At 50.9% G+C, this 26,838-nt stretch carries 27 protein-coding genes and 2 pseudogenes; 24 read left to right on the top strand and 5 right to left on the bottom strand.

The window, feature by feature from the left end; all coding sequences use genetic code 11:
• Positions 1-398: 398 nt before the first annotated feature.
• Entirely contained in the window at positions 399-1,268 is an 870-nt protein-coding gene (gene trfA, locus BJL95_RS06495; RefSeq protein WP_071157020.1) for a plasmid replication initiator TrfA, read from the bottom strand.
• A 10-nt stretch (positions 1,269-1,278) separates the two neighbouring features.
• Complete coding sequence (locus BJL95_RS06490; RefSeq protein ID WP_071156434.1) at positions 1,279-1,743, bottom strand: hypothetical protein; 465 nt, start codon at positions 1,741-1,743, stop codon at positions 1,279-1,281.
• Positions 1,744-1,874: 131 nt separating this feature from the next.
• Between BJL95_RS06490 and mobH the strand changes: the two genes are divergently transcribed.
• From mobH to BJL95_RS25885, 15 genes and pseudogenes are all read left to right on the top strand, one after another.
• The gene (gene mobH, locus BJL95_RS06485) at positions 1,875-4,301 is read left to right on the top strand and encodes a MobH family relaxase (protein WP_071156432.1); all 2,427 of its coding nucleotides are present in this window, start codon (positions 1,875-1,877) and stop codon (positions 4,299-4,301) included.
• Positions 4,298-6,142 carry a conjugative transfer system coupling protein TraD gene (gene traD, locus BJL95_RS06480; RefSeq protein WP_071156430.1) on the top strand — a complete coding sequence of 615 codons (1,845 nt, stop codon included), beginning with the start codon at positions 4,298-4,300 and terminating at the stop codon, positions 6,140-6,142. The genes mobH and traD overlap by 4 nt, the downstream gene beginning before the upstream one ends.
• On the top strand, positions 6,139-6,771 hold the full coding sequence (locus BJL95_RS06475) for a DUF4400 domain-containing protein (RefSeq protein ID WP_071156428.1): 633 nt from the start codon (positions 6,139-6,141) through the stop codon (positions 6,769-6,771). The genes traD and BJL95_RS06475 overlap by 4 nt, the downstream gene beginning before the upstream one ends.
• Positions 6,772-6,927: 156 nt before the next feature.
• Positions 6,928-8,052, top strand: coding sequence for an inorganic phosphate transporter (locus BJL95_RS06470; protein WP_071156426.1), 1,125 nt, complete (start codon positions 6,928-6,930; stop codon positions 8,050-8,052).
• A gap of 20 nt (positions 8,053-8,072) precedes the next feature.
• Complete coding sequence (locus tag BJL95_RS06465) at positions 8,073-9,188, top strand: methyltransferase domain-containing protein (RefSeq protein ID WP_071156424.1); 1,116 nt, start codon at positions 8,073-8,075, stop codon at positions 9,186-9,188.
• A gap of 8 nt (positions 9,189-9,196) precedes the next feature.
• Positions 9,197-9,799, top strand: coding sequence for a sigma-70 family RNA polymerase sigma factor (locus BJL95_RS06460; protein ID WP_071157018.1), 603 nt, complete (start codon positions 9,197-9,199; stop codon positions 9,797-9,799).
• Positions 9,792-9,992 (top strand): zf-HC2 domain-containing protein, encoded by a 201-nt coding sequence (locus BJL95_RS25895; protein ID WP_083385720.1) that lies wholly within the window; start codon positions 9,792-9,794, stop codon positions 9,990-9,992. Before BJL95_RS06460 ends, BJL95_RS25895 begins: the two co-directional genes overlap by 8 nt.
• Before the next feature lie 298 nt (positions 9,993-10,290).
• Positions 10,291-10,608, top strand: a complete 318-nt coding sequence (locus tag BJL95_RS06455; protein ID WP_071156422.1) for a hypothetical protein — start codon at positions 10,291-10,293, stop codon at positions 10,606-10,608.
• Between the two features lie 25 nt (positions 10,609-10,633).
• Entirely contained in the window at positions 10,634-11,482 is an 849-nt protein-coding gene (locus BJL95_RS06450) for a transporter (protein ID WP_139306154.1), read from the top strand.
• A 12-nt stretch (positions 11,483-11,494) separates the two neighbouring features.
• The gene (locus BJL95_RS06445) at positions 11,495-12,235 is read left to right on the top strand and encodes a glycosyltransferase family 2 protein (RefSeq protein ID WP_071156418.1); all 741 of its coding nucleotides are present in this window, start codon (positions 11,495-11,497) and stop codon (positions 12,233-12,235) included.
• Between the two features lie 28 nt (positions 12,236-12,263).
• On the top strand, positions 12,264-14,543 hold the full coding sequence (locus BJL95_RS06440; RefSeq protein WP_083385718.1) for an FAD-dependent oxidoreductase: 2,280 nt from the start codon (positions 12,264-12,266) through the stop codon (positions 14,541-14,543).
• Complete coding sequence (locus BJL95_RS06435) at positions 14,540-15,103, top strand: carboxymuconolactone decarboxylase family protein (protein WP_071156416.1); 564 nt, start codon at positions 14,540-14,542, stop codon at positions 15,101-15,103. The genes BJL95_RS06440 and BJL95_RS06435 overlap by 4 nt, the downstream gene beginning before the upstream one ends.
• Before the next feature lie 41 nt (positions 15,104-15,144).
• Positions 15,145-16,494: a hypothetical protein gene (locus BJL95_RS06430; RefSeq protein WP_139306153.1), complete on the top strand. Its 1,350-nt coding sequence runs from the start codon at positions 15,145-15,147 to the stop codon at positions 16,492-16,494.
• 172 nt (positions 16,495-16,666) lie between these two features.
• Positions 16,667-16,894: pseudogene (locus BJL95_RS25890) on the top strand (cation transporter); the annotation flags it as partial.
• Positions 16,895-16,909: 15 nt separating this feature from the next.
• A pseudogene (locus tag BJL95_RS25885) lies at positions 16,910-17,080 on the top strand (GDCCVxC domain-containing (seleno)protein); the annotation flags it as partial.
• Here BJL95_RS25885 and BJL95_RS06425 read toward each other — a convergent pair.
• Both BJL95_RS06425 and tnpA read right to left on the bottom strand, forming a co-directional pair.
• Complete coding sequence (locus BJL95_RS06425; protein WP_071156412.1) at positions 17,077-17,946, bottom strand: HD-GYP domain-containing protein; 870 nt, start codon at positions 17,944-17,946, stop codon at positions 17,077-17,079. The pseudogene BJL95_RS25885 and the gene BJL95_RS06425 sit on opposite strands and share 4 nt — an antisense overlap.
• A gap of 158 nt (positions 17,947-18,104) precedes the next feature.
• On the bottom strand, positions 18,105-18,536 hold the full coding sequence (tnpA, locus tag BJL95_RS06420) for an IS200/IS605 family transposase (RefSeq protein WP_071156410.1): 432 nt from the start codon (positions 18,534-18,536) through the stop codon (positions 18,105-18,107).
• Positions 18,537-18,833: 297 nt separating this feature from the next.
• Here tnpA and BJL95_RS06415 point away from each other — a divergent pair, with 297 nt between their 5' ends.
• The 9 genes from BJL95_RS06415 (at position 18,834) to BJL95_RS06375 (ending at position 25,996) form a co-directional block, all read left to right on the top strand.
• Positions 18,834-19,160, top strand: a complete 327-nt coding sequence (locus BJL95_RS06415; protein WP_071156408.1) for a hypothetical protein — start codon at positions 18,834-18,836, stop codon at positions 19,158-19,160.
• A 16-nt stretch (positions 19,161-19,176) separates the two neighbouring features.
• On the top strand, positions 19,177-20,049 hold the full coding sequence (locus BJL95_RS06410) for a DUF692 domain-containing protein (RefSeq protein WP_071156406.1): 873 nt from the start codon (positions 19,177-19,179) through the stop codon (positions 20,047-20,049).
• Positions 20,046-20,807, top strand: coding sequence for a DUF2063 domain-containing protein (locus tag BJL95_RS06405; protein WP_071156404.1), 762 nt, complete (start codon positions 20,046-20,048; stop codon positions 20,805-20,807). The genes BJL95_RS06410 and BJL95_RS06405 overlap by 4 nt, the downstream gene beginning before the upstream one ends.
• Positions 20,808-20,902: 95 nt before the next feature.
• Entirely contained in the window at positions 20,903-21,379 is a 477-nt protein-coding gene (locus tag BJL95_RS06400; protein WP_083385715.1) for a DoxX family protein, read from the top strand.
• Positions 21,380-21,381: 2 nt separating this feature from the next.
• Positions 21,382-22,029 (top strand): DUF3047 domain-containing protein, encoded by a 648-nt coding sequence (locus tag BJL95_RS06395; protein ID WP_071156400.1) that lies wholly within the window; start codon positions 21,382-21,384, stop codon positions 22,027-22,029.
• A gap of 2 nt (positions 22,030-22,031) precedes the next feature.
• A complete protein-coding gene (arsS, locus tag BJL95_RS06390; RefSeq protein ID WP_071156398.1) occupies positions 22,032-22,994 on the top strand; it encodes an arsenosugar biosynthesis radical SAM (seleno)protein ArsS in 963 nt (320 codons plus the stop codon).
• A gap of 229 nt (positions 22,995-23,223) precedes the next feature.
• Entirely contained in the window at positions 23,224-23,523 is a 300-nt protein-coding gene (gene nrtS / locus BJL95_RS06385) for a nitrate/nitrite transporter NrtS (protein ID WP_071156396.1), read from the top strand.
• Between the two features lie 65 nt (positions 23,524-23,588).
• The gene (locus BJL95_RS06380) at positions 23,589-24,653 is read left to right on the top strand and encodes a cobalamin-independent methionine synthase II family protein (protein WP_071156394.1); all 1,065 of its coding nucleotides are present in this window, start codon (positions 23,589-23,591) and stop codon (positions 24,651-24,653) included.
• A 335-nt stretch (positions 24,654-24,988) separates the two neighbouring features.
• Positions 24,989-25,996, top strand: coding sequence for a hypothetical protein (locus tag BJL95_RS06375; RefSeq protein WP_071156392.1), 1,008 nt, complete (start codon positions 24,989-24,991; stop codon positions 25,994-25,996).
• Positions 25,997-26,277: 281 nt separating this feature from the next.
• On the opposite strand, the gene BJL95_RS06370 is transcribed toward BJL95_RS06375, so the two are convergent.
• Entirely contained in the window at positions 26,278-26,772 is a 495-nt protein-coding gene (locus tag BJL95_RS06370) for a MerR family transcriptional regulator (protein WP_071156390.1), read from the bottom strand.
• Positions 26,773-26,838 lie beyond the last annotated feature (66 nt).

The following is a 26,838-nucleotide window of genomic DNA, read 5'->3' as shown; positions in this document are numbered from 1 at the left end:
GACATTGCGCTCAAAGCGTCGAATGTCAACTCGGGGTCGACCTACGACGACTATGAGCGATTCCTTGCCATCACCAGTCCCTATATATAGATTAAATAAAGATTATATATAGATTAGCACCCTAAATTTTCAAAGCAAAAGAATCGCCACAGCCCACGAATAACATAGCCTGCAGCGATTTCACGATTTGCCCGAAGCGTCGGTCTAATGCCGTGTCAAACGTCGGCCTAATGCCGTGCTTTTTGTCGGTCGAATGCCGTGCCCGTCGGCCTAATGCCGTTACCTTGTCGGCCGAATGCCGTGCCTCCGTCGGTCTAATGCCGTATCCGCGTCGGCCTAATGCCGTATCGAGAGGCTTCGACCGACCCAAAATAGCGTCGGTCTAATGCCGTGCTTTTTTAGTGCTGCTGGTCGTCCAGAAAGCGCTGTTGACAGGGCGTCGGCTGGCGTTTGATCTTCACGATATCATCAGCGAATTCAAAGCTAGCCAAAGCGCCAATACTCACCAAGGCCTCCAAGGCTTTACCCAGCCGATATTTGAAATCGCGCAGGGTTTTCGAGCCACTGCCGCTGAGTCGGTGAATGGTGGTAATTTTCATAGGGAACGGCGCGGCATGGGACGTCAGGAAACCGTGTAACCATAATGCCAAGGGTTGTTTGCGCAATTTCTGCCGCTGTTCGAATTCGATATAGGTGTAGCCCTCCTCGAACAGGCGCAACATGGATTCGGTCAATTCCACCACGTAGCGCTGGGTCCGTTCATCACGGTAATAGCGCAAGAAGCCTTTTTCACCGAAGGCATCCCGTCCGTGAAAGGTGATTTCAACAAAAGCGCCGCCCAACCGGGCCATCGATTCTTTCAACCATTCATGTTGGCTTTTGCCGCTACCGCGCCCCAATGCCGTCAACAGGGCATGGGCGCTGAAGGTCACGCTAAATCCCGGTAATTGTTGCCGGGACAAATGCACGATCTGCATCCAGACATCGAGGTCCGATTGATTGAGTTGTATGCCGAGGTAACGAACCTCGATCCCGTCGACCGCAGCCAACAGTGTTCGTTTTTTGTAGGCAATGCGTTCCTTACCCTGGATTCCGGCGAACAATGCGCTCCGTAAACAAGCATTGGGCGTACCGCGTATCGCCGACGGCCAATTGGGTAGTGAAGTCAGGGGTTCGACGACCCGCAATTTGGCCTTTTTCCGTTCCGTCAGAGACTGAAAACGTTCGGTGAGATTATCGAGCGAATGGTTGGTGGTATTTCTGTCCATGACGACCACCTCACTTCTTCAAGCTGCCAGGATTGCAGCCATGGCTCAGCACGTTGTGCGGAATTGGCATGGTTTTGACTAACGCCTGCTCCTCCGGTGTCATATCGAGTTGGTGATGGCAATATTTACGCCAGGAGCGTTCGATGACCTGTGCATCGTCATCCTGGCGATCGGGAATGTGCGACGCGCTGACATCGAGAACGCGATCCGATGAGTCGTCGCTTGCCACGTAAACGCCAAGCGGCTGATCGACTTGCCTAACAACGTGTTCAATCGATGCAGACCGCAATACCGAACCGCCCAATCCTCCTGTCTGCCAAGCATTATCCAGGCGCCAGGGTTGTTCGGGTTGAATCGGCACAATCGATTCGATGATGGTCTCGCTCACGGCGGCATCAGGACGATTCAGCGAAGTACAGGCTGTGCCGCACACTGCGGACAAAAGACAATGGATTGCGAGCGATTTGGATTTCATGGGAGCTCCAGGGGTAATTAAAGGGAGCTCGTTACACTAAACACTCTTTTGCGAAGCCTGCTTGCAGCTGACGTCGAATTCGTCGTCAGCTGCAAGCAACGATTGAAAAATTCCCGGCAAGATGCGGCGTTATGGAAAATACGCCTTCGACTTTCATTGCCCGCATCCGCCAACGTCTGTTTGGCGTCGAGTCCGCGCCTGTCGGTCCGGTTGCAACAACGATTGATGAGGACGTGCCGCGTTACCCGCCCTTCATGAAGGGTCTACCGGCTGCGCCTGTGGAACGCATCCTGTCCAGTCAAACGGAGTTGATTGCGGCCATTGAACAGGCGCTGGCCATGCCGGATAGTCTTTATCAAACCATAGCTGCGCCGGTCATACGCCGCTATGCTGCCTTCAGCCACTTATTGCCGGCTTCGGAATCTCATCACCATCGCGGCGCCGGTGGCTTATTTCGGCACGGATTGGAAGTCGCACATTGGGCCACTTTGGCTTCTCAAGGCAGTTTGTTTGCCACGTCAGCATCACCCAAGGAACGAAAAGCACAAGAATTACGCTGGCGTCTGGCGGTCTGTTTTGCCGGGCTATTGCATGACATCGGCAAACCGGTCGCCGATATCGCCGTAGTCGATGCGCAAGGGCAACATACCTGGAACCCTTGCGATGAAAACATCACCGACTGGGCTGTACGAAATGAGATCGACCGATACTTTCTACGTTGGAGGGATAACCGCCATAAACGCCATGAACAGTTTTCAGCCTTGGTAATCGAACGCGTCCTCACCCGAGAAGCCCGCACATTCATTCTGGAGTCCGGCCCCGACATCATGCAGGCCATGCTGGAAACCATTAACGGTTTGGACCGCGGCTCCAAAGTTTACGCACTGGTGATAACCGCCGACTGCAAAAGTGTGGAACGGGATTTAAAAGCGCACTACCAAAACATCGACTCGGCCTTGGGCATGCCGGTGGAAAAGTACCTGTTCGACGCCATGCGCCGCTTGGTCAAGTCCGGACAATGGACCGTCAACGAAAAAGGCGCTCGACTATGGCGTTTTGAGGATGGCCTGCATATCGTGTGGCGTGCTGGTGCGCAAGACATCGTCTCCCTGTTGGCCAAGGACAAAGTACCCGGCATTCCGCGCGACGAAGACACCTTGGCAGACATCCTGATCGAACGCGGCTTGGCAATCCCAAAGTCTTGGCCGGATGATCGGCAATACCGTTATTGGCAGATGCAGCCTGAAGGCTTAGACAATTCGCTGTATCTGTTACGCCTGAAATCCGCGGAACTCATTTTCAGCGGTGAGCCGCCGCTCGTGGTTGAAGCGCGCGAAATTAGCGAACAGGATGCAACTGCGGTAAACCCAGAACCCGTTACCAATCCGGCACCGAAAATCAGCAAACCGGCAAAAGCCAAGAACGTCGCGGTTATGAAGCAACCCCAACGCGCAGATAATCCGGCGTCAGTTGTGCCAGAAGCAAACCCACCAGAACCGGCACATGACCCAAGTGCCCTACCCGACCAGCTGTTAACTCAATCGGCACCTGGCATTTCAAATTCGCAAGGCGCGAAGGATATGAATACCTTTCCACCAGATCCCGATCAAGGTCTGTCTGAATCCACATCAACCGATGGCGCCCCTTCGTTGTGTCAGACAAAACAACCGAAAAACGAAACGCCAGCCAAACCGACCAACACAGATAAAACAGATTCAGCGGCAAAGAGTGATTCTTCCTCTACTGATACGAAAAGCATCGCTAATCCGGCCGACAGCGCCAAGTGCTGGTTAAAAAGGCACGGCGATGCCGGTCAATGGTTAATAGACATCGCCTCTATGCTCAATCAAGGCCAATGGCAGTTAGGCAGCGATTTGTTGGAAGTCCAAGGCCAATACTTGCTCCAGTTTCCAGCGACTGCTGAAAAACTCACCGTCGATCCGCCCCAGTTCATCAAAACCCTGGAAGACAGCGGTTGGTTGGTAACCGACATCCTATCGCCGATGCGCAAGGTACAAACCATCCAATCGATTCGCGGCATCCTGCTGGCATTGGAACCGAGTTTGGCTTTGAAGGCATTGTTGAAATTCCAAGCCAAAGCCACGCTTACAGCGTCATCTCCGCAATCTCCAAGTAGCAATACTGACAAGACCGGAGATCAACTTAAGGCTTCTCAGTCTCAAGACGCAACGCCTCTGGAGACTAAGCCTGTCCAGCCCAAATCAAAAGCGACCGGCAAGCAAAAATCAATCAGCGGCAAGGCATCAGACAGTTCGGTCAATTCCGAGCCTGATAAGGCAAGTGATCCCGAAACAACCCCACCGGCAAAAGCCGGAACGATCGATTTGCTGATCACGCATGTGCGGCAACAAAACATTATGCCAGATGAATCATCGCCAGACGGTAACTGGCACACAGTGTCCAATACCGAGCTGGAACAATTTCTGACGCAACATCCGACAATCAAACGCACTCGCCTGATGCTCGATATCGCCAACCATCCGGATTGCCGCTCGGTCAGCGCCACGGAAGGCATCCAGGTTCGGTTACGCTCATGAAATCCGATTACGACTACCAGTTTCCCTGGCGGCCGATCTTCGAGGTGTATGCCATCTCTGGTTGGTTGGGCGGTGCCGGATTGGCATATTGGACCAGTCGCTGGTCGGGCTTGCCGCGCGAACCTTTCGACTGGTTGATGACGGCGTGTGGAGTGATGGCGTGTTGGCGGCTGTCGCCGGCGTTGAGTCTCTGGGACCGCAAACGCCGGTTACGGCAGTTTCGTTTCCAATACCTGGATGCCGAGAAGCTTGTCACCCTGGTGAATCGTAACCCTGAAGCCTTGTGGTTCGGCTGGGGATTCGATTGGGTGCAAAAGCATGCGCAATTGGCCTACGAGATTTTGAAACGGGATGTCTCGACATTAATACCGAGCGATCATCGACGCATGGGCTCGGCCTGGATTCATGGCCTGGAAGTATCCGAAAACGACATTCGTCAGCCCTTGCAGCATACCGCAGGCCATACGCTGCTAGTTGGTACCACCGGTGCTGGTAAAACGCGGGCCTTTGACGTGTTGGTCACTCAGGCCGTCTTGCGCGGCGAGGCCGTGATCATCATCGATCCCAAAGGCGATAAGGACTTGATGGCCTGCGCCAAGCGCGCCTGCACCTTGGCCAAGCGCCCAGATCGTTTCGTGTATTTCCATCCGGCGTTTCCGGAAGACAGCGTGCGACTCGACCCCTTGCACAATTTCAACCGGCCTTCGGAAATCGCCAGCCGCATCAGCGCCATTTCGCCCAGCGAAAGCAGTAACGATCCGTTCAAGGCGTTCGGTCAAAAATCACTGGACAACGTGATTCAGGGCTTGATGGTAATTGAGGAACGACCAACGCTAGTGAAATTGAGGCGTTACCTGGAAGGCGGTCCTTCGACACTGGTGATTCAGGCCTTGGAACGCTATTTCGACAACAACCTGGGACATTGGCGGCAAGAGGCGAGGCCTTACCTGAAAAATGCCAAGGACATCGATTCCAAAGCGGCGGGATTGGTGCGATTTTACAGGGAGGTCGTGCAGTACCAATTGCCCAATTTGGATTTGGAAGGCCTGTTGTCTTTGTTCGAACATGACCGAGCGCACTTCAGCAAGATGGTCGCATCCTTGATTCCAATCATGAACATGCTGACCTCCGGTTCCTTGGGCCCTTTGCTGTCACCGAACCCGCACGACGTGGATGACTTGCGGCCGATTACCAATACCGGCCAAATCATCGAAAAAGCCCAGGTCGCTTACATTGGCCTGGACTCGTTATCGGATGGCATGGTGGGCAGCGCCATTGGCTCGATTCTGTTGGCCGACTTGGCGGCCGTCGCCGGCGATCGCTACAACTACGGCGTCTCGGACCGACCGGTAAATGTATTCGTCGATGAGGCGGCGGAAGTCATCAACGATCCCTTCATTCAGGTCTTGAACAAAGGCCGCGGCGCCAAGATTCGCCTGTTCATCGCCACGCAAACCTTTGCCGATTTTGCGGCTCGCACGGGTTCCCAGGACAAAGCCCGGCAAGTGCTAGGCAACGTCAACAACCTGATCGCGCTGAGGATCATGGACAGCGAAACCCAGCAGTACATCACCGACAACCTGCCGAAGACGCGATTGAAATACATCATGCGTACCCAAGGCGTGGCCACCAGTGCGACCAATCCCACGGTGTTTTCCGGCAATATCGGCGAACGCCTGATGGAAGAAGAAGGTGATTTGTTTGCGCCCCAGTTGTTGGGTCAACTGCCTGACTTACATTACATCGCCAAGTTATCCGGCGGCCGGATCGTCAAAGGCCGCCTGCCGATTTTGCAGTCGGAATTGGAGCGACAACGGGACCGCCAAGGTGCGAGCTCATGACCCGCAATCTGTTGTTCAGCCTGATGCTCTGGCTACTGGAAGTGATCCTGGTGGCCAGTTTCGTGTCGGACCGATGGACGCGTGAACTACAACGCGCCGAAGATCAAATGATGATCGGTTATTTTGGTGCCGATAAAGAATCACAGATCAGTAAAACCGCGCAACGCTGGTTTGATCGCTTGTTCCTCACCACCGGCATCCGCGACAGCGTGTTCCGCTACTTCATCCCGACCGAGCGTGAGCGCCAGATGTCCAAAGGCTTCGAGGATGTGGGGCGCAACGATTTGTTTCCCTTTATCGAAAGCCGGCTCAACGTGCTGTGGGACACGATTTTCCAAATGATCAAACGCCTGACTACGGCGTGTATTTGGTTTCCTTACTTGGCGGCCGCCTTGTTGCCGTTTGTCGTCGACGGACTGGTGCGTCGCAAAATCAGCCAGACCAATTTCGATTATCCCAGCCCCATGGCGCATCGCTACAGCCTCTACCTGATTCTGGGCGCGCTGTATCTGTTACTGGTCAGTTTGACCTTACCGTTTCCGATTCCGCCACAAGCCGTCCCGGTCGGCATCTTTGTCGTCGCCTACGCCGTCAACGTGCTGTTGGCCAATACGCAAAAGCGGGTTTAGCTATGCTTACCTACCGTTCTTTTTTGGGTTAGGACGTGGCTTTGAGTGATACTGCATGATAATTCTTTCTGATTAGCTCGAAATTTTTTGTAAGGTTTCAAGCTCCCCAGACGACTTAATGCCCATAGAGTCGATCTCATTAAAGGAGCCTTACACATGTTGACAGTTTTGCTATTCCTCGGCGTTTGTTTTCTGGCCTATGCCAACGGTGCCAATGATAACTTCAAGGGTGTGGCGAGTTTGTTTGGCAGCGGCACAGCGAACTTTCGGCAGGCGCTGACCTGGGCGACGTTAACGACGTTGGCCGGTTCGCTTACCGCGCTGTTTTTAGCTCAGGCTTTGCTGGTCAAGTTTTCCGGCAAAGGCTTGGCGCCGGACGCATTGATTCATTCGTTACCGTTCATGATTGCCGTCGCGGGTGGTGCTGGAATGACGGTGATTCTGGCGACGCGTTACGGCTTTCCGATTTCCACGACCCATGCTTTATTAGGCGCCATGGCCGGTAGCACTTTATTAGCGACATCCGGCAATATCAGTCTGGCACCGTTGCTGAGCAACTTCGTGCTGCCATTGCTATTGAGTCCGTTTGTGGCGTTATTATCCGCCGGCTTGATGTATCGAGGTCTGAGCATGTGGCGTAAACATAGGCCACTAACGAACGATCTGTGTTTGTGCGTTGAAAAGCCGGAAAGTCTGGCGCTGGCCAGTAACGTCAATATGACCCTGGCAATCGATTCGGCAATCGTTCCGTCTTTAAGCCTTGATCGTCAAGAGGCTTGCGCCGAGCGACAATCTAGCCTGGTTTTGGGCTTTAATCTTGAACGCCTGCGCGATGGACTGCATTTTTGCAGTGCCGGCGCGGTTTGCTTTGCGCGCGGCCTGAACGACACGCCGAAAATTGCCGCCTTGTTATTGCTGGCTCCCGGTTTTGATTTGCACTGGATTATTATCTCGGTCGCCACGGCCATGCTGCTGGGTGGCGTATTGAATGCCCGGCGGGTGGCGGAAACCATGAGTCATAAAATTACCACCATCACGCATGAACAGGGTTTATCGGCTAATCTGGTCACCGCACTGTTAGTCATTTTTGCCAGCAAGCTTGGCATGCCAGTCTCCACTACCCATGTTTCGGTAGGTTCATTATTCGGCATTGGTTTGGTCAGCGGCAAGGCCAATTCAGAAGTGATCACTTCGATTGCCTTATCCTGGCTGTTGACCTTGCCGTGTGCGGCTATCTGTTCCGCCGCAATCTCATACTACTTAAGCGCCTATCTTCAATAATAAAAAATACGAGAGCTCTCATGACTACCAGTATCGAAATCAGTGAATCGGTTCGCCATTATTATGGCCAGGTTTTACAATCCAGCGATGACCTGAAAACCAGCGCATGTTGCAGCATCGACGCCATGCCTAGCTATTTAAAAGCGCTACTGACCGGGTTGCATCCGGAAGTGCTGGAACGTTTCTACGGCTGCGGCTCACCGTTACCGCCGGCCCTGGAAGGTAAGACCGTGCTGGATTTGGGTTGTGGCACCGGTCGCGACTGTTACCTGTTGTCGAAACTGGTTGGACCGACAGGCCGGGTAATCGGCGTGGATATGACACCCGAGCAATTGGAAGTCGCCGTGCGCCATCGCGAATGGCATGCTGAACGCTTTGGTTTTTCTAATGTTGAATTCCTGCATGGCCATATCGAAAATCTGGCCACGGTGGGTATTGCCGACGACTGCAGGGATGCCACCACTAAAGGGTGGTCTAAGGACAGAGGTAGAGCAATGCAGGGAGCAATTGCCGATAACAGCATCGACGTGGTGGTCTCCAATTGCGTGATCAACCTGTCGCCGGAAAAACCTCGTGTGCTGGCGGAAATCTTCCGAGTGTTGAAACCGGGCGGCGAACTGTATTTTTCCGACGTATTCGCCGACCGCCGCATCCCGATTGAATTGCGCCAAGACCCGGTATTGCTAGGCGAGTGTTTGGGCGGGGCCTTGTACTGGGAAGACTTCCGGCGCATTTTGCAGGACTTAGGCTGCCCAGATGTCCGCAAGGTCAAGCAAAACCCCATCAGCATCGACGACCCCGACGTATTCGCCAAAATCGGCATGGTCAAGTTCGATTCGGTCACGGTCCGCGCCTTCAAAATGCCTTTGGAGGATCGTTGCGAGGACTTCGGTCAAGTCGCCGTCTATTTGGGCACTATCGATCAACACCCGCACAGCTTCGATCTGGACGATCATCATCATTTCGAGACCGGCCGGCCACTAAGGGTGTGCGGCAACACCGCCGACATGCTGGCAGGCAGCCGCTATGGCGATCACTTCCAAGTGTTGGGCGATAAATCCCGTCATTTCGGTTTATTCGATTGCTCGCCAGGACCAAGCAGCGAATCGGCTAAGGCTGATAGCGCATGTTGCTGAACCCCGCGATGAACACATCCCATCAATTGAGCGAAGCATTATTGGCCGAACATCGGCCGGTGCTATTTCGCTATGCCTTGCTGCAACTAAAAGATACTGAATTGGCTGACGACGCCGTGCAAGAAACCTTGCTGGCCGCGTGGCAAGCGTCCGCCAATTTTGAAGGCAAGGCCGGCTTACGCACCTGGCTCATCGGTATTTTGAAACACAAGATCGCTGACCACTGGCGGCGTAGTACGCGTGAAGTCGTCACCGATGAGTTCGATCAAATCGATAACGATGAGGACGAATCAGAGGACGATTTTTTCACGAGCAACGGGCATTGGATTGGCGGCCCAACCTCCTGGAACGATCCCGAAGCGGCCCTTAAGCAACAGGAGTTCTGGGCCATCTACGAGATTTGCCAGAATAACCTGCCGCCGAAAATGGCCAAGGTCTTCATGCTGCGCGAACTGGTCGGTCTGGAAGCAGAGGAAGTCTGCAGGGAAACCGATTTAAGCGACGCCAATTATTGGGTCACCATGCACCGTGCCCGATTAAGACTGCGTGAATGCCTGGAAATCCGTTGGTTCAATCAATCGAAAGCAAAAAAGGAGAATAATCATGCGTAGTTGTCGCGATATTACCGCCCTGGTGTCACAGGGTTTGGACAAGCAGCTCAGTTTAGGAGAACGCCTGGCGATTGGCGTGCATGTGATGATGTGCTCTCGCTGCAGAAACTTTCAAAGCCAAGCGCATTTCATCCGCACAACTGCTCATACTTACTTGGAACGGCTCCAAGACGAGTCAGAAAAAAAATCATAAATCGAGGCCAACTACTCTATGGCAGGGTTCGATAACTCTATCACTCTGCCACTTCAACCCATTCATTTATCTGAATAAATCTGCTCTTTCGCAGATTTAAGTCGCATCGAAAAAATTATTTAATTTTTGTTGTAAGGAATAGAAATTTGCGGCGACTAACTTCCGGAGTCTGGCAGGTATTGATATCCGCATTTCCGAATCACGCTAAGTCCATTTCGAGGGTTGGTATCAATTCGGCAAGTACGCGCTCCATTTAACCGTTCATCCACTGTAATTGTTCTACATAGGGAGATATTAAATGCAATCCTTCTTTTTTCGCACGATTTTTATCTTAATAACTTTGGTTGTCAGCAATGATCTTGCATTTGCATCTGGCTCGTATAGCACCGGCGGTGGTGGCGGTGATGCGAACCAGGCTTACAACCTGGGTAAGTCAGCAGTTTATAAAAAATTAGCCTGCTCAAGCTGCCCTTTGGCCGGTCAGGAAATCGATGCCACCAAAGCGACAGAAATCATTCAATCCCTAGCTAATAATCCGGAACTCGCTGAAAAGCTGTCTGAAGTCGAGCGCGAGGCGGTGACCGTATATCTAAAACGTCGTTACGAACTCGACTAATCCAATGGAATAAGGAATGTTAACTATGAATATTCATCGCCCGCTTAAGCTCGTTATTCTTACGTTGTCCAGCTCTGTTCATGCTGCAAGCAACCCCTGGCTACCTGAACCAGGTTCCCTAAACACTGTTCTTTCTTATGTGTTCCAAACCGCCGATGACTTTTATTTTGGCAATACGAAGGCCGAACTGCCGACAGACCTTGATCAGCATACGGCAAGTTTATATCTGGAATACGGGCTTACCGACAATATTGCCATTGACGCACGGCTAGGTTACGCAGCCAGCGATTTTCTTAAAACAGGGGCTGATGGCCCCAGCCCTTTCGCAGATAGTTTGGATGGCCTGACCGACACCAACTTAGGGATACGGTGGCGGGCATTGGATGAGCTGGTCGGCGATTGGGCAACAGTTACATTGCGTGCCGCCGGGATTGTAGAAGGCTCATACAAGACCGGTGCCATCAATGCAATTGGTGATGGTGCTTCGGGGGGGGAGTTTTCAACACTGATTGGCCGTTATTTCGAAAATGGTCTCTCGCTTTCAGCCGAAATAGGTTATCGCACACGCAATTCACCGGTACCGGATGAATTCTTTGCAAACCTGCGGAGCGGGTATGCAATTACCTCCAAACTGGGTGTTGGTGTTTCGTACCAAGTTGCCGAGTCTCTCGGTGGCATCGATATAGGGGGCCCCGGCTTTACCTTCGCCCGCTTTCCAGCGCTTAACGAGGACTCGCAGATATTTGGGCTTGATTTAAGTTATCGAGTAACACCGAAAGCGTTTGTATCGGTCAATTATGGAACCACGCTCACTGGAAGAAATACAAGCAATCAGGACATCGTAGGGGTCAATTTTGGCTACAGTTTTTTCTAGGAAGCCAGATCCATGTACAACCAACTACATGTCACAGCTATTATCCCGGCATTGAATGAACAAGAGGCAATTGGCCAAGTTGTTAGTGCTTTGATTGCTCAGCAAAGCAATGATGGCCGGCCCATAATTGATCAAGTCATTGTCGCTGATAATGGCTCCATCGACCTGACGGCAACACAGGCTAACGCTGCAGGCGCAAATGTTGTCTTCGAGCCAAAGCGTGGTTATGGCGCAGCTTGCTTAGCTGCTATTAACAGCATGGTTGAAACCGATGTGGTGCTGTTTGTCGATGGCGATTGTTCAGTGCAAGCATCCCAGATAATCCTCTTGCTTGAGCCCTTGGCAGATGGTGCCGACCTAGCCATAGGTTCGCGCTGCTTGGGTTACATCCAACCCGGCTCGATGAGCTTACCGCAACTGATAGGTAATGGATTGATTGCCAGGATTATTTCCTTACTTTGGCAAGTCCAGGTAACGGATATTGGACCATTCCGTGCAATTCGCTACTCGGCCTTACAAAAGCTGGCGATGCAAGATCGTGCTTATGGTTGGACCGTCGAAATGCAGGTCAAGGCGCTGCAGCGAGGCTTAACCGTACGCGAGATTCCAGTCGATTGTTTAGTTAGAGTCGGGTGCTCGAAAGTTAGCGGCACCGTGCGGGGTGTAGTCGGCGCAGCATTTGGGATGTTCGGCATGATAGTACGTTTGTGGTGGCAAGGCAGACAGGCGGAAAAAACCACATTGCCAATTTAATTCAATCTTTGAACGAGTAAGGATCACCATGGATATCATCAATAAATTGAATAACCCGTTTACTGTCTATGCGAACTGGCTGCATTTGCGCTGGCCGGCGGAAGTACCGGAAGCACTACCCGAGGTAGGTGTGGATGGCGCGACATCCATCCCGGGTATTCGGATTGCCGGCGATCTTTTAGGTGTGCCGCTACTAAAATTCGCCGCAGACTCCGGGGCAAGAGCGGTACGGGCGTTTATTGCGGAAAACGCGTTTATTGATAAAACTCAAGCGTCGGATAATTTAGATTTGGCCATAGTTGGCGGCGGGGTTGCCGGACTTGCCGCCGCCTTGGAAGCTCAAAAAGCCGGACTCAACTTTGTGGTTTATGAAGCCAGCGAGCCATTTGCCACCATTGCTAATTTTACAAATGGCAAACCGATTTTCACCTATCCCCGAGAAATGCAGCCGCAAGGCGATGTCAAGCTGTCCGCTTCGGTTAAAGAAGACTTGCTGGCAGAATTGCAAAATCAGGCACTACAAGCCGCTGTCCCTTTCGAAATTCGCCGTGTAGACCGTATTGTTCGTAAAGGCAAGCTGTTGGAAGTACAGTTCACCGAGCCCCATACCGCTATACGCGTAAGGAGAGTCCTAATTTGCACCGGCAGGAGCGGTGACCACTACAAGCTAGATGTTTCCGGAGAAGATCTCGACAAGGTCCACAATCGATTATTTGATCCCAAAGACTATACGGGTAAAAAGGTCATGGTGGTGGGCGGTGGCGATTCTGCATTGGAAGCAGCTATCAGCCTAAGTGAAGCCGGCGCAGAGGTGACATTGAGTTATCGCGGCTCAAACTTTACTCGCCCCAAGCAGGAAAATATCGATCACGCTCAAGCATTACTGGGCAGCCGGATACTGTACCAAACCCGCGTGACCCGCATCGAAGCCGACAAGGTCTATTTACAGGACGCCGCAAAAACCCAAATCGAACTGCCAAATCATGCCGTCTTTGTCTTAATTGGCCGGGAAGCACCGGTGGATTTTTTTCATCGTACCGGCATCAGTATCCGGGGCCATTGGTCGTTGCGGAAGACAATAGGCTTTGCTTTCACGCTATTAGCAGTGGTATTCATCTACCGCTGGAAAACTGAAAATAGCGCAGTCGCCGATTTATTTCTGGAGAAAAACTGGTTCCCCAATAACATTGACGGGGCTATCGGGCCTACCGAAAATCCGCTGGTCAAAATCCTCCAACATGAAGTTAACTCACCAGGTTTCTATTACGAACTGCTCTACACGTTAGTGATTATCGTTTTTGGCATTCGAAGAATGCTCCGCACACCGACACCCTATGTCCGTTGGCAAACTACATCTTTGATTCTGGTGCAAACCATCCCCTTGTTTATATTGCCTTACTTTATTTTGCCATTATTCGGTGAATTGGGGCTGTTTGAAACAGGCGTTGGGGAATGGTTAGCCGACCAGTTGTTTCCTGTCGGGGACAGTGGAGACCGCGAATATTGGCGCAGTGTGGGTTTTATTCTGGCCTGGCCGCTATTTATTTGGAATGTATTTACGCCGCAACCCAACCTGCTATGGCTGGTGATTGCCTTTCTGCAAACCTTTGTGTTAATTCCCTGGCTGGTGCACCGATACGGTAAAGGGGTTTATTGTGGCTGGATTTGTTCCTGCGGAGCGTTAGCGGAAACCTTGGGTGACGCCCAGCGCGCTAAAATGCCTCACGGTCCGGTTTGGAATAAAGTAAATATGGCCGGGCAAGTCATTTTAGGCGGAGTGCTAGTATTACTGGGGCTTAGAGTGGCTTCCTGGCTATTGCACTCTCAACCAACAGGTGAAGCTGTCGGCGCATTGTTCACCCAACTAACTTTCGACTATACATTGCTTGGTATTCCACTGAATTATTCAGCTGTGGTGGATTATTTTTTGTCTGGGCTAGTTGGCCTTGGCCTTTATTTTCATTTTAGCGGCAGAACCTGGTGCCGCTTTTTTTGTCCGTTAGCGGCCTTGATGAACATTTATGGCAGATTCAGCCAATTCAGGATCTTCGCCGAAAAAGAAAAATGCATTTCTTGCAATGTCTGTTCTTCGGTATGTCACCAAGGCATCGATGTAATGAATTTTGCCAATAAAGGCCTACCGATGGCAGATCCGCAATGCGTGCGCTGTTCCGCCTGTGTGAGTGGTTGTCCAACCGGCACATTGAGTTTTGGCCGTTTACAGTCCGACGGCAGAATCATGCTTGACCGGATACCTGCCTCACCGGTACAAATCCGAGAAGCGTTAGCTCAACCGGGGCATTCATGAGCATTATCGACACGAACGGCTATTCCTATGCATGGTACATGCGTCCGTTACTAGCCCTAATGAGCAGACGCCGGAGCGGATTATCGGAGCCAGTACGTTTGTGGGCGCGTCAGCCCATGGCATTTTTAGGATTTTTATTGATGAACCTTGCATTGGATCATAGGAATCCGTCACTAAGCAAAACGCTACGCGCTTTAGTCCGAACGCGCGTTTCTCAACTCAATGGCTGCCGGTTTTGCATCGATTTAAACGCTGCCCACGCCTTGGATTGCGGTCTCAGTCGTGAAAAGTTAGAAGCCCTCGCCTGGTTTTCCGACTCGTCATTGTATAGCGATGCCGAGAAAGTAGCTTTAGCCTATGCGGAGACTGTCACAACCATTGGAAATGTGGCTGATGCAAGCCTAATTGAACAACTGCGGCACACTTTCGATGATGACGATATCGTGGCCTTAACCGCTCTCATCGCCCACCAAAACATGTCTGCGAAATTCAATGCTGCCTTGGGCGCATCGCCTCAAGGATTATGTATGACCCATTACGGATACTTTCCTTCGGATTGAGGGAAAAAACCATTTACCGCCTTTTAAACACCGAAAGTCCAATGCGATTGACGCGCCTGATCCATCCAAATAGCTTCGGCTTTTGTCTCTTAGGGTGCTGTGGTTTTCTTGCGTGGTTATCGCGTGCACCGCAATTTTTGAATTTGTCTACATTTGCGGGAATTATGGGGCTAATGTTTGCCTTTTATGTTCTCTCATACCGAACGATTCAGCGATCTGGTTCGCATATGGCAAGAACAGTATTTTTCTGGGCCCTGCTGTTACGCCTATCCGGTTTGTTGGGCGATCCCATATTTGAGGATGATTATTTCCGTTACTTGTGGGATGGCTATCGCTTTGCCAGCGACGGAACACCTTTTGGCCGTCCTCCCGAATCATTTTTTAACGACCCCAGCGTTCCTAAGGCTTTTCGGACAATCCTGAGCCAGATTAACCATCCGGATATTCCAACTATCTATGCGCCCACTTTCCAATATTTTTTTCTGATTGCCAACTGGATAGCGCCTGGGCAATTGTGGGCCTTAAAATTGTTATTGATTGCCGCCGACTTGTTGTTAATCCTGGGGCTATTTCGCTTCGCTGGCGCAAAGCAAACGCTGTTATATGCCTGGAATCCACTGGTAATTAAAGAAATTGCCTTTACCGCTCATCCCGATGGCCTGATTCCGGCATTGCTTATCGGTAGTTGGTTATTCAGCTCACGAGGCAGACCAATCATTGCTGGGCTACTGCTGGTCGCCGCTGTAGCATCCAAGGCTTCTGCATGGCTATTCGTACCTTTTATTGCCATCAATATCGGGTGCTTGGGCATAGGTGCGTTTATAGGCGGGTATCTGCTGCTTTATCTACCCTTTTGGGTTCAAGGCGCCACAGACATGACAGGACTCCGTGTTTTTGCTCAGGAATTTGAATTCAATTCCGCGCTGTACGGCTTGATAAGACTTGGGTTACCAGTTCATTGGACAAAAATGCTGTTAGGCATGGCTTTTATCGGCATAACCTCAGTTTATTTTGTCAGGTATTGGCGGCGTGGATGCCGAAGTTTACCTCGCGGAGACTGGTTATTTGGCGGCTTATTGATCATATCCCCGGTTATTAATCCCTGGTATTTGCTATGGCTAATGCCGTTTGCCTGTATTTACTCAGGCTTAGGGGTTTGGATTGCATCGGCTGCGCTACTTTTGTCTTATGTGACTGGCCTAAACCTGCAAGATTTCGTATTCGCCCCGTATGAGCATCCATTGTGGGTTAGGCCTTTGGAATTCGGAATAATTGGCCTCGGGATGGCGTTTGACAAGTGGCAATCGGTCAGAACACCCTCGCAAAGCAGGAGGCTTGACGAATATTTCCAGCCCAGTGAGCTGCCAGAGTTTAACCAACGAATGAATTAGTGAGCAGTCCCAACACATCTTGAGTTCGGTGCCCGCTTGCCAGCCCGGCGAATCCTACTCACCATCGCCATAACGTCAACGGGGAGTCACTCGGTTTTGGGTGGTATCGATGATTTTTCTGTTGGCGCTGATTTTTCCTTATCTGCTTTCCTGGTTTTATTAAGTCAATATCATGAATCGATACCTTGCTTTGTTCATGATGAGTTTCGCTGTTGCTCAACCGGCATCGGCCAAATCTCGTACCGCTGTAATTACCATACCCGGCATGAGCTGTGCAGTCTGTCCGTTGACGATAAAAATGTCTCTGAATCCGACCACGGGCGTCAAAGGCATGATGTTTAACCTCGATAGCCGTCAGGTCACTGTGCATTTTGACGCGGCTAAAACCACTATCGATGCACTGCTGCGCGCTACCTGCCAGTGGTTTTACGAATGTCAGGGCTGCCATATCCTGTTAAATTCCAAGCCCTGTGATTGTTGCCTGTTCTGCTCATATGGCAGTGTCCCTTGTCCGCCAATACAGTTGCACGGCAAACAGGCAAATCCTGACCTCATTCAAAACCGATCACGTAACAGCGGCAGCTAGCTTTTGCCGTTGCCACTATCGACCGGTAAATACGGCAAGGACTCATCCAGCAATCTTTCCAGCAAATCATGATCGATCAGCGCTTGTAAATCGGCCGCGTTACCTTTTTGCATCGTTGGCTTCAGTGCCAGTTTGCTTTGCTGTTCTTCCAGGGCAAAGCCGTTGCCGCATACCCGGCAAAACACCTTATCGCCGGCTTTCTGGTGTTTATGCAGGACCACAACCGGTCCGCACATCGGACATTCGCGCATAGGAATACCGGTATCGCTATGTCCGACAATGCCATCCAGCTCATTAGCGTGGGCTAGTTCGATGAAACGGCGGCCGAAGTTTAGATCGAATTGCCTGTCCAGATTCATCTCGATTTGTTCGATGGCCGCTGCCACCGGCATGCCCTTGCGATAGGGCCGGGTGCTGGTCATCGCGTCAAATGCATCGGCGATACCCACGATGCGCGCGGCTTCTGGGATTTTTCTACCGTCCAAGCCGTTCGGGTAACCTTTGCCATCAATGCGCTCATGGTGACTTAGCACCGCATCTGTGGCCCATGGCGCCATGGGGTGGCCTTCCAACACCTGCGCGCCCAATGCCGGATGGGTTTTCATGACTGCATACTGCTCATCGCTGAGTTTGCCGGGGTTGTTGAGAATGCTGTCCGGCACGCCGACTTTGCCCAAATCATGTAAAAAGCCACCCAACCCGGCAACCACAGCATCTTGCATTGAAAACCCGCACGCCAATGCCAATCGCGTCGAATACTGCGACACTCGCCATAAATGCCCACCGGTATAAGGATCGCGGGCTTCAACCAAAAACGCCATGCTGTAAAGCGTGTGTAATAAATCCTGAGTATGGGTATTTTTCATGACTTGCTCCTTGTGGGATAAATAAATGGGAATGGATGGGACTGACCGCTGAGTAAATATCCCCCGGCAAAGCCGGGGGCTTTATGTTGTGAACCGCTCAAAGCGGTAAATGGGGTCGCTAACGCGGCCCCAATATAATAGCCACCTAAAGGTGGCGTTCAGTTCCAAAGACTCAATTGTTCAATTCGCTGGTCTTCTTGCTCTTGGTGGCGGATGTATTCTCGAATCATCGTCTCATCCCGACCAACCGTCGAAACAAAATAACCTCGTGCCCAAAAGTGCTGCCCGACAAAATTACGCTTTTTCTCGCCATAAACTCGCGCCATATGGATAGCGCTTTTGCCTTTGATGTAGCCAATCACCTGCGACACTGCATACTTCGGTGGTATCGAAATCAACATATGCACATGATCAGGCATCAAATGCCCCTCTAAAATCCGACTTTCCTTCTGGCTGGCTAGCCTTCGGAAAACCTCTCCCAAATGTGAACGCAACTCTTTATACAAGGTTCGTCGCCGACATTTCGGGATAAACACAACATGATATTTGCACTCCCACTTCGAGTGACTTAAGCTTTCTTTTTCGTCCATCAGGTTACTCCTCTAGCGTGTACTTGGCGGTTCACGCTTTTGAGTTTCTTGATGGACTCCTCTAAATGTCAAACTGTTGCTGTCTCCCCGGCTGAGCCGGGGGATTTCTCAATATTTGTTAAGTCGCGACATAGCCGCCTTTCCTTACAGCACGCTTAGAAATTTTTTAACGCTGACTTCACGTGTCGTGTCTACGCATCAAAAAAATTGTAAGGAATTTCGAACGTCTCCGACTGATGGGGCAGGAAGGCAATATTGCCTGTCCTGATCATTTAATAATCTATCGGAGAGAACATCATGAACAAAAAAACCTTATCTTTGACTTTGAGCAGCGCTTTGGCTTCGACTTTACTGAGCGCGGCCCCCATCATTCAAGCCGGCGAAAATCCGTTTGCGATGTCCAGCATCAACCTCTCTCAACAATTGGCGGCCGCTGACGGCAAATCCGCTGAAGCGGGTTGCAGCGCCAAGATGAAGGAAGGTAAATGCGGCGAAGGCAAATGCGGTGCCAACAAGATGAAAGACATGAAAGGCGCCGAAGGTGGATGCAGTGCCAAAATGCCGGAAGCCGGCTGTAGCGGCAAGATGCCTGAAGGTGGTTGCAGCGGTAAAACTACGAAATAAGCCTGAGGGACCGCTGATGACTACTGCCAATCCTTTCGGTCTTGCGGGTTCCGGCTTGGGTTTGCGTCGGGCGATGTTGCCAGACCTGCAAGCCTACGTACCGGACAGCATAGCCTTTTTCGAAGTTTCGCCGGAAAACTGGGTAGGCGTCGGTGGTCGTCTCGGCAAGCAGTTCCGTAGCCTGACCGAGCGCCATCGTTTTGTGGCGCACGGTTTGGCCTTGTCGTTGGGCGGCCCCGCGCCGCTCGATACCGCGTTTTTAGGCGATCTAAAACAGTTTCTCGATCATCACGATTTTGCCCTGTACACCGAGCACTTGAGCTTTTGCAGCGATGAGGGACATTTTTATGACTTATACCCGATCCCTTTTACGGAGCAGGCGGTCAAGCATGTCGCCAGTCGTATTCGTCAGACTCAGGACGTTCTGGAACGACCGATTGCTTTGGAAAACGCTTCCTACTATGTGCAGCCACCGCAGGCGGAGATGGACGAACTAAGCTTTATCAATGCCGTATTGTGCGAAGCCGACTGTTATTTGCATCTGGATGTCAACAACATCTATGTCAACAGCGTCAATCACGGCTACGACCCGGTGGCGTTTTTACGCGGCCTGCCCGGCGAGCGCATCGTTTATGGGCACGTTGCCGGCCACGACCTGGAACCTTCGGGCTTGATCATCGATACTCACGGACAGAACACCATCGAACCGGTATGGGACTTGCTGGCCGAGGCCTATCGAAGCTTTGGCGTATTTCCGACCTTGGTGGAACGAGACAGCAACATTCCGCCATTGGCCGAGTTACTGACCGAAGTGGAACGAATTCGTGCCTTGCAAAAAAACCATCGGCATGGCCGAAGCGCACAAGGCATCAGCGAGGTAGCGGCATGAGCCAGCCATCCGCATTTCAACAACAGCAACGGCAGTTTCTGAATTACTTGCGACAACCGCAAACAGCACAGCTACCTGCGGGCTTCGCCCCTGAGAGACTGACCGTGTATGTCGATCTGCTCTACAACAAATTCGACGAGAGCCTGACGGCCTGTTTTCCGGTGATTCACAGCATCTTATCCAATGATGACTGGCGGGCGTTGCTGCTGGATTTCATTGCAAAACATCGCTGCCTGACGCCGTATTACCGGCAGATTCCCGATGAGTTTGTGCAGTATCTGCAACAGGAACGTGAGCATCCCGATGATTGGCCGTTTCTGGCCGAACTGGCGCATTTCGAATGGATCGAATTACAGTTGTCAATTGCCGAGGCCGAGCCGGTAACGCGAAAGCAGTTGTCTGATGCCGATTTACTGGCCAATGTGCCTGTGTTTGCACCGGTCATGCAATTGCAGCATTACCACTGGCCTGTGCAGGACATCGGTCCAAACTTTTTGCCGAGTGAACCGCCCGAAACAGCTACCCATGTCCTTGGGTTTCGCGATAGCGAGGATCAAGTGCAGTTTGTAAACCTGAATCTGGCTACGGCCAAGCTGATCCTGCTGTTAAATAACGGCCTGACCGGACAACAGGCCTTACAGGCGATGAAAAGCGACGACCTCAAGGACGCGCAATTTTTAGAACTCACCCAATTCGGTCAACAGATTCTGGCCGATCTACATAGCCAGGGCGCGATTATCGACATTCGCCCGGTTTGAACTTTGGAGCCTCACTGATGAACGACCTCGCTAAATCCGCCCAAGATCCTTGTACAGCTTGTCTGACCCCTTCCTGCATCGAGCGGCTATGCACTATGCCCAGCCTGCTTTCTCGCTGTTTCGACAGAAACTTACAGGGCTTGGCGCCAATTTTTCTACGTCTGTTGTTGGCTTACGAGTTCGGCGAAGCCGGCCTGGAAAAACTCCATGGCGATAACTGGTTTGCCGATGTGAGCTTCCCATTTCCGTTCAGCTTATTGCCCACGGATTTTAGCTGGACCTTGGCCACCGGCTTGGAGATCATCGCCCCGATTGCGTTGATATTGGGATTTATGACCCGCTTTTTTAGCGCGGCGCTAATGGTGTTGACCGTGGTGGCCATCGCGGTCGTACATTGGCCCGCCGAATGGCACACATTGGCCGAATTATGGAAAGGCTATGCCATCACCGATCAAGGTTATGGCAATTACAAATTGCCGTTGGTTTATTTGTTCATGCTCGGTTCGCTGCTGTTGAGTGGCAGTGGCGGCTTGGCTATTGATACTTGGTTGAAACAACGCACAGCAGCTTAAACATGAAAAAATTCTGCTGGATATTTTTAACGATGCTACCGATGAATCACGCGGCGGTTGCCGATAACAAACTGCCTATCGGCGAGTTCAGCCAAAATCGCCTGGAGCGTTGGGAACATAAAAGCTTCAAAGGCGAAACCCAATACCGTCTGCAAACTATCGATGGCGTGACGGTGCTGAGTGCCGATAGCCGCGCCGCCGGTTCCGGCTTGTTCAAGGAACAGCGTATCGATCTGGAACAAACGCCGTTCCTGAACTGGTCGTGGCGCATCGGCAATCGTTTGACCGGATTGAATGAACAAAGCAAGGCTGGCGACGATTACGCGGCGCGGGTGTATGTGGTGGTCAAAGGCGGGCTGGCGTTTTGGCAAACCAAGGCCATCAATTATGTCTGGGCCGGTAACACTAAACAGGACAGCGTCTGGCCGAATGCCTTTGCCGGGAATCATGCAATGATGTTGGCCTTGCGCGGCCCGGAAACATCGCTGAACGTTTGGCAACATGAAAAACGCAATGTCCGGGCCGATTTCAAGCAACTATTCGGTGAAGACATCAGCACTATCGATGCCGTCGCCATCATGACAGATACCGACAACAGCAATGGCTCGGTGTCTGCTGTTTACGGCGACATCTGGTTTTCCAAGGACTAAGCATGCACGATACCAAAGCTCTGTTGATTAATAGTGACTTTCCGGCTCTATTCCGCAAGCCTCTGCAAGTGTTGCAAATCAATCTGGGCTATTTGTGCAATCTAAGTTGCGTGCATTGTCATGTCAACGCCGGCCCCAAACGCACCGAGATGATGAGCCGGGAAACCGTTGATCAGGTGTTGGCGTTGGCCGAAACCGCAAACATTCACACGCTGGATTTGACCGGCGGTGCACCGGAAATGCACGCCGATTTTCGCTATCTGGTACGAGCCGCGCGTGATCGTGGCATCGAGGTAATTGACCGTTGCAATCTGACTATTCTGGAAGAACCGGCATACGCCGATCTTGCGGAGTTTCTGGCCGCGCAGCAGGTCAACATCGTCGCCTCCCTGCCGTGTTATCTGGAAGAAAATGTCGACAAACAACGCGGCAAAGGCGTGTTCAAAGACAGTCTGGCAGCCTTGCAGCGCTTGAATCGGCTGGGTTATGGCCAGCCGGACAGCGGATTGGAGTTGAATTTAGTTTTCAACCCGCAAGACGCAGTGTTACCGCCCGACCAGCAGCAACTGGAACAAGCATACAAACAGCACTTGCAACACCATTACGGCATCGTCTTCAACCGCCTGTTTGCCATCGCCAACATGCCAATTCAGCGTTTCGGCAGCACCTTGGTCAGCCATGGCCGCTTCGAATCTTATCTGACTTTACTGAAAAGCAGCTTTCGCGCCGACAACCTTGAAAATCTGATGTGCCTAAATACCCTCAGTATCGACTGGCAAGGCTACGTCTACGACTGTGATTTCAATCAGATGCTGGATTTGCCGTTGGGTGCCACAGCCAAGCCCAAACTACACATCAGCGAATTGCACCTGGAACAACTGCAAAACGCATCGATATCCACCGCCGCCCATTGTTACGGCTGTACCGCCGGCCAAGGCAGCAGCTGCGGCGGAGCTTTGCTCTGAGTTTGGCCTTGTCCGAGCTTAAACAAGCAATGTAAAAGTGCTTGCTTGAAGATTCTGCGCATTAATTAAACGCGCTAGAATTTACATAATCTAACCTTAATGGTATCTTTTGAACAAAGAGCGTGACTTATCCTTTTTATCGTCAGCGCTTAATTGCATGGATCTTTGCGCATTGACTTTTGCCGTACATCACGCTCCAAATCTACATTTTTGCTAGAGGTGATCCTGGATGTTTAAGTGGATTGGATGTAAAGGCGCAGTAGGAAATTGCTTTGCAAAATTACTCGATCTGCATCGTACCGCCATCCGGCTCGGCATATACCGCCGCTCCGGCAAGGTCGCCTTAGTCGTCGGCACCCTGTTGAATTTGATCAACCAACCGCAAGCAGTGTTCGGCCTGCTGTCTTTGGATTACCCGGCGATGCAAGGACTCGATGTGGTCAAGGCGCTTTTAACCTATAGCGTGCCTTTTCTGGTGGCCACTTACGGCGCCTTAACCGCGATTGCTCATCAACGGACAGACCCGTAAAGCCAGCCATTCACTTGACCTAAACCGCCGCATCAAATTCCCTTAACGCCATACAGGAACGCGACATGTTCATACCCACCGAATCCATAGGCAGTATTCCCCGTCCGCCGCAATTGCTCGAAGCACTCCGGGAATTTCGCGCGGGCCGACTATCGCAACAACAGCTCGATGCCTGCTACGACGAAGCGGTGCGCGACACTTTGCAACGTTTTGCGGACACCGGTTCGCCGGTGATCTCCGATGGCGAACAGACCAAGTCCAGCTTCGCCACCTACCCATTACAAGGTTTGCACAACATCGCCGACGACGGCATCGTGATTCCTTTTGCCGACGGCCACACCCGGCAACTACCCCGATTAACCGCAGGACCGTTTCGCTACGGCGTCTATGCCGGCGCATTTGTGCAGGCCGCCAAACGCTACACCACGCGCCCACTCAAGCAGGCGGTGATTTCGGCTTCCGCCTTGAGCCTGCTTTATCCGCAACAAGGCATAGACGGCTACTCGCGGGACGCTTTCATCGATGACTTGATCAAGGAAACGGTGGCGGACATTCGCGGTTGTTTGGACCAAGGCGCCCACCATGTGCAAATCGATTTCACCGAAGGGCGCTTGTCGGTCAAACTCGATCCATCCAAGCAATTGCTGCGGAACTTTATCGACCTGAACAACCGGGTATTGGCGCACTTTAGCCCGGAACAACGCCAACGCATCGGCATACATACCTGTCCCGGCGGCGACCATGATTCCACGCACAGCGCCGATGTCGATTACGCCGACCTGCTGCCGAGTTTTTTCCAGCTCGAAGCCGGTAATTTCTATATGCAGATGGCTAACGAAAAAGAGCCCGAACGTGTGTTGGCTATCGTCAAAGACAATCTTCGCCCCAACCAGCGTGTGTTTGTCGGCGTGATCGACGTGCTGAATCCCGACGTGGAAGCACCGGAATTGGTGCGGGATCGCGTATTGCGCGCCGCCGAGTACATCCCGCTGCATCAGCTCGGCACCACCGACGACTGCGGCTTTTCGCCTTTCGAAGACGACACCTCAACCGGGCGCGACACGGCATTCGCCAAAATCAAGGCCCGCGTCGTTGGTACGGAAATGGCTGCCAAGGCGTTGAATAGCTGAATGCGGTGCGATTTGCGGTTAGAACAAGACAACTACTAAAGGGCATTGCGTCGAATTTTAAACGGTTCCATGCGACGCAATATGGACCTAAACTTACCGCCTTAATTTGATATTTTTTATCTATTATCTATTATCTATTGCATGTCATATGATGTTGACAGCTGGTAATATTAAGAAAATATAATAAACTCTCTAGGCAACCTCTGATTAAATCAATTTTTCAAGAAAACCTTGACTGAAAATCATTGATTTCAATAACATTTAAATTTGAAACAACGAATAAATCAGAGGTTACCTAGCGTAATTTTTTAGCTTTAATTTGGATGTAAATAAATATGATCAAAATAAGCGATACAGAACTCTCCCCTGTCAGAAAAATAGATGGCGGTGCAGGGCCTGTTGTGTATTTTGGCACACCTATTCACGGTGGCGACGACGTTACGAAGGTCGGTGCCACCTACCTTATCGACAACAATATATTTAATTTTATTTGCAAGAACTCAATCCCAGACACCTTCGTTAAATTCATTTCATACGCTAGTCGATTTGGTCTTGAGTTAAACCCAGCATTCGCCATTTCTGAATTATTCAGAACAGCAAAAGATCCAGGCGGTTATCTAAGGTACTACCAAAAGCATTTGCAGAATAATTTTAATATTAAAATTACTGATAACATATTAAATAACTACACAAGCTTGGTTCTTAGGAATAAGCCAATTTTCACCGAAAACATTCATCAAATCGAATGCTTTATGGCCATTATCAAAGAAATATACAACAGCCATTTAAGTGAAAATGATATGGTTGATGTATTTCTGAAAAAAATATTTGATAAAGATCTTCCATACTTGATTTATCCTATCTACGCGGGATTAATATTCTTTTTTGTTAAACAAAATATCCATAACCAAATAAGTATTCGAAAAAAAATCGATTCATTCCTGAGCCTAAAAGAAAATTACGATAGCGAAAAGAAAAGTTTGCACAACATCTCAACCGACATTTCAATTTTTTTAGATTGTCGAGAGCTTTATACCCATAGTTATTCTAATTATCCCAGTGTTTATTCTATTGTTACTTGCGATGAAGTTGTAGGTTACTTACTGAATAATTTGTGCGTTCACTCGGTTACCTGTCCAAATAATGGCAGGTATTCAAGTCAGGTTGCCATCAGGGATTCTTCCGAATGGAAGGATAGGTTTAATAGTTATGAAACGCAAATTAAAGAAACCTTTAACCGCCGCAACATTGGCACTGATAAAGATATTCTTAATCGTAGTAAAAATCTTAAAAACGAAGGCATGTTAGCCATTAATAGATATGTTCGACTAACCAGCAGGTGACACTCTGATGAACTAACGTTGAAAATTAATTTTAAGCCGGTAAGGCGCAATAAGGCTTCGCGTGTTGTCTCTCTACTGACTAAACCTTAAGGTCTTGTGGCAACAATAATATCCATTCACGTGATATTTGAATAAACCCGCTGACCAGCCCGCTCCGATTAGCGATAGCGTAATCGGAGGAATGATGACCTCAAAATGTGCGATTACGCAAACTTTTATGCCCTTTAGGGTAAATCGAACCAACATTTTGAAGGACAGCATATTAGACTGCAACCGCTCGTTCACGGACAACTCGGATCCCAAACCAGGCGACCGATGTTGGTCAATTCGACGTTTTTATTCACCGGACAGTCTGGGCAATCCTGGCGATTGGGGCGATTGTGACAATTCCCGCATTGGCGGATCAGCCTATCCGCCCGTTCCAGATCGCGATCCAGTTCTTCCAAATCGTCCAGCAAGCCCCGTATTCTTTTACGTAAATCTTGCAGGAGCGGCTGCATCGCGGCTGATGCTTGTTTGCCGGAATCATATTGCTCGCGTGTGCAGGCCAGCTTTTGCACCGATTCCAGCTCGATGCCGACTCGACCAAGTTGCAAGGCGACAGCCATGCGCTTCAAATCTTTCCGGGCATAAAGACGCGTGCCGCCCTCGGTGCGGTCAGGAGCGATCAGTCCAAGTTCCTCGTACAGGCGAATGGTTCTTGGCGTGGTGCCAAGTTCATCGGCTAATTCACCGATTTTAAGAACATCGCGCTGGTGTTTAGGCGGCAGGCGCATAATGAGTTACAAAATATAAGGTAGACGTCACATAGTGTAGGTATTGCACTAACCGAACACAAATTT

Origin of the sequence: Methylomonas sp. LWB (assembly GCF_001856095.1) — a bacterium.
Classification (GTDB): Bacteria; Pseudomonadota; Gammaproteobacteria; order Methylococcales; family Methylomonadaceae; genus Methylomonas; species Methylomonas koyamae_A.
The sequence above is the reverse complement of the archived record's forward strand: the minus strand, read 5'-3'. Positions and strand labels throughout refer to the sequence as shown.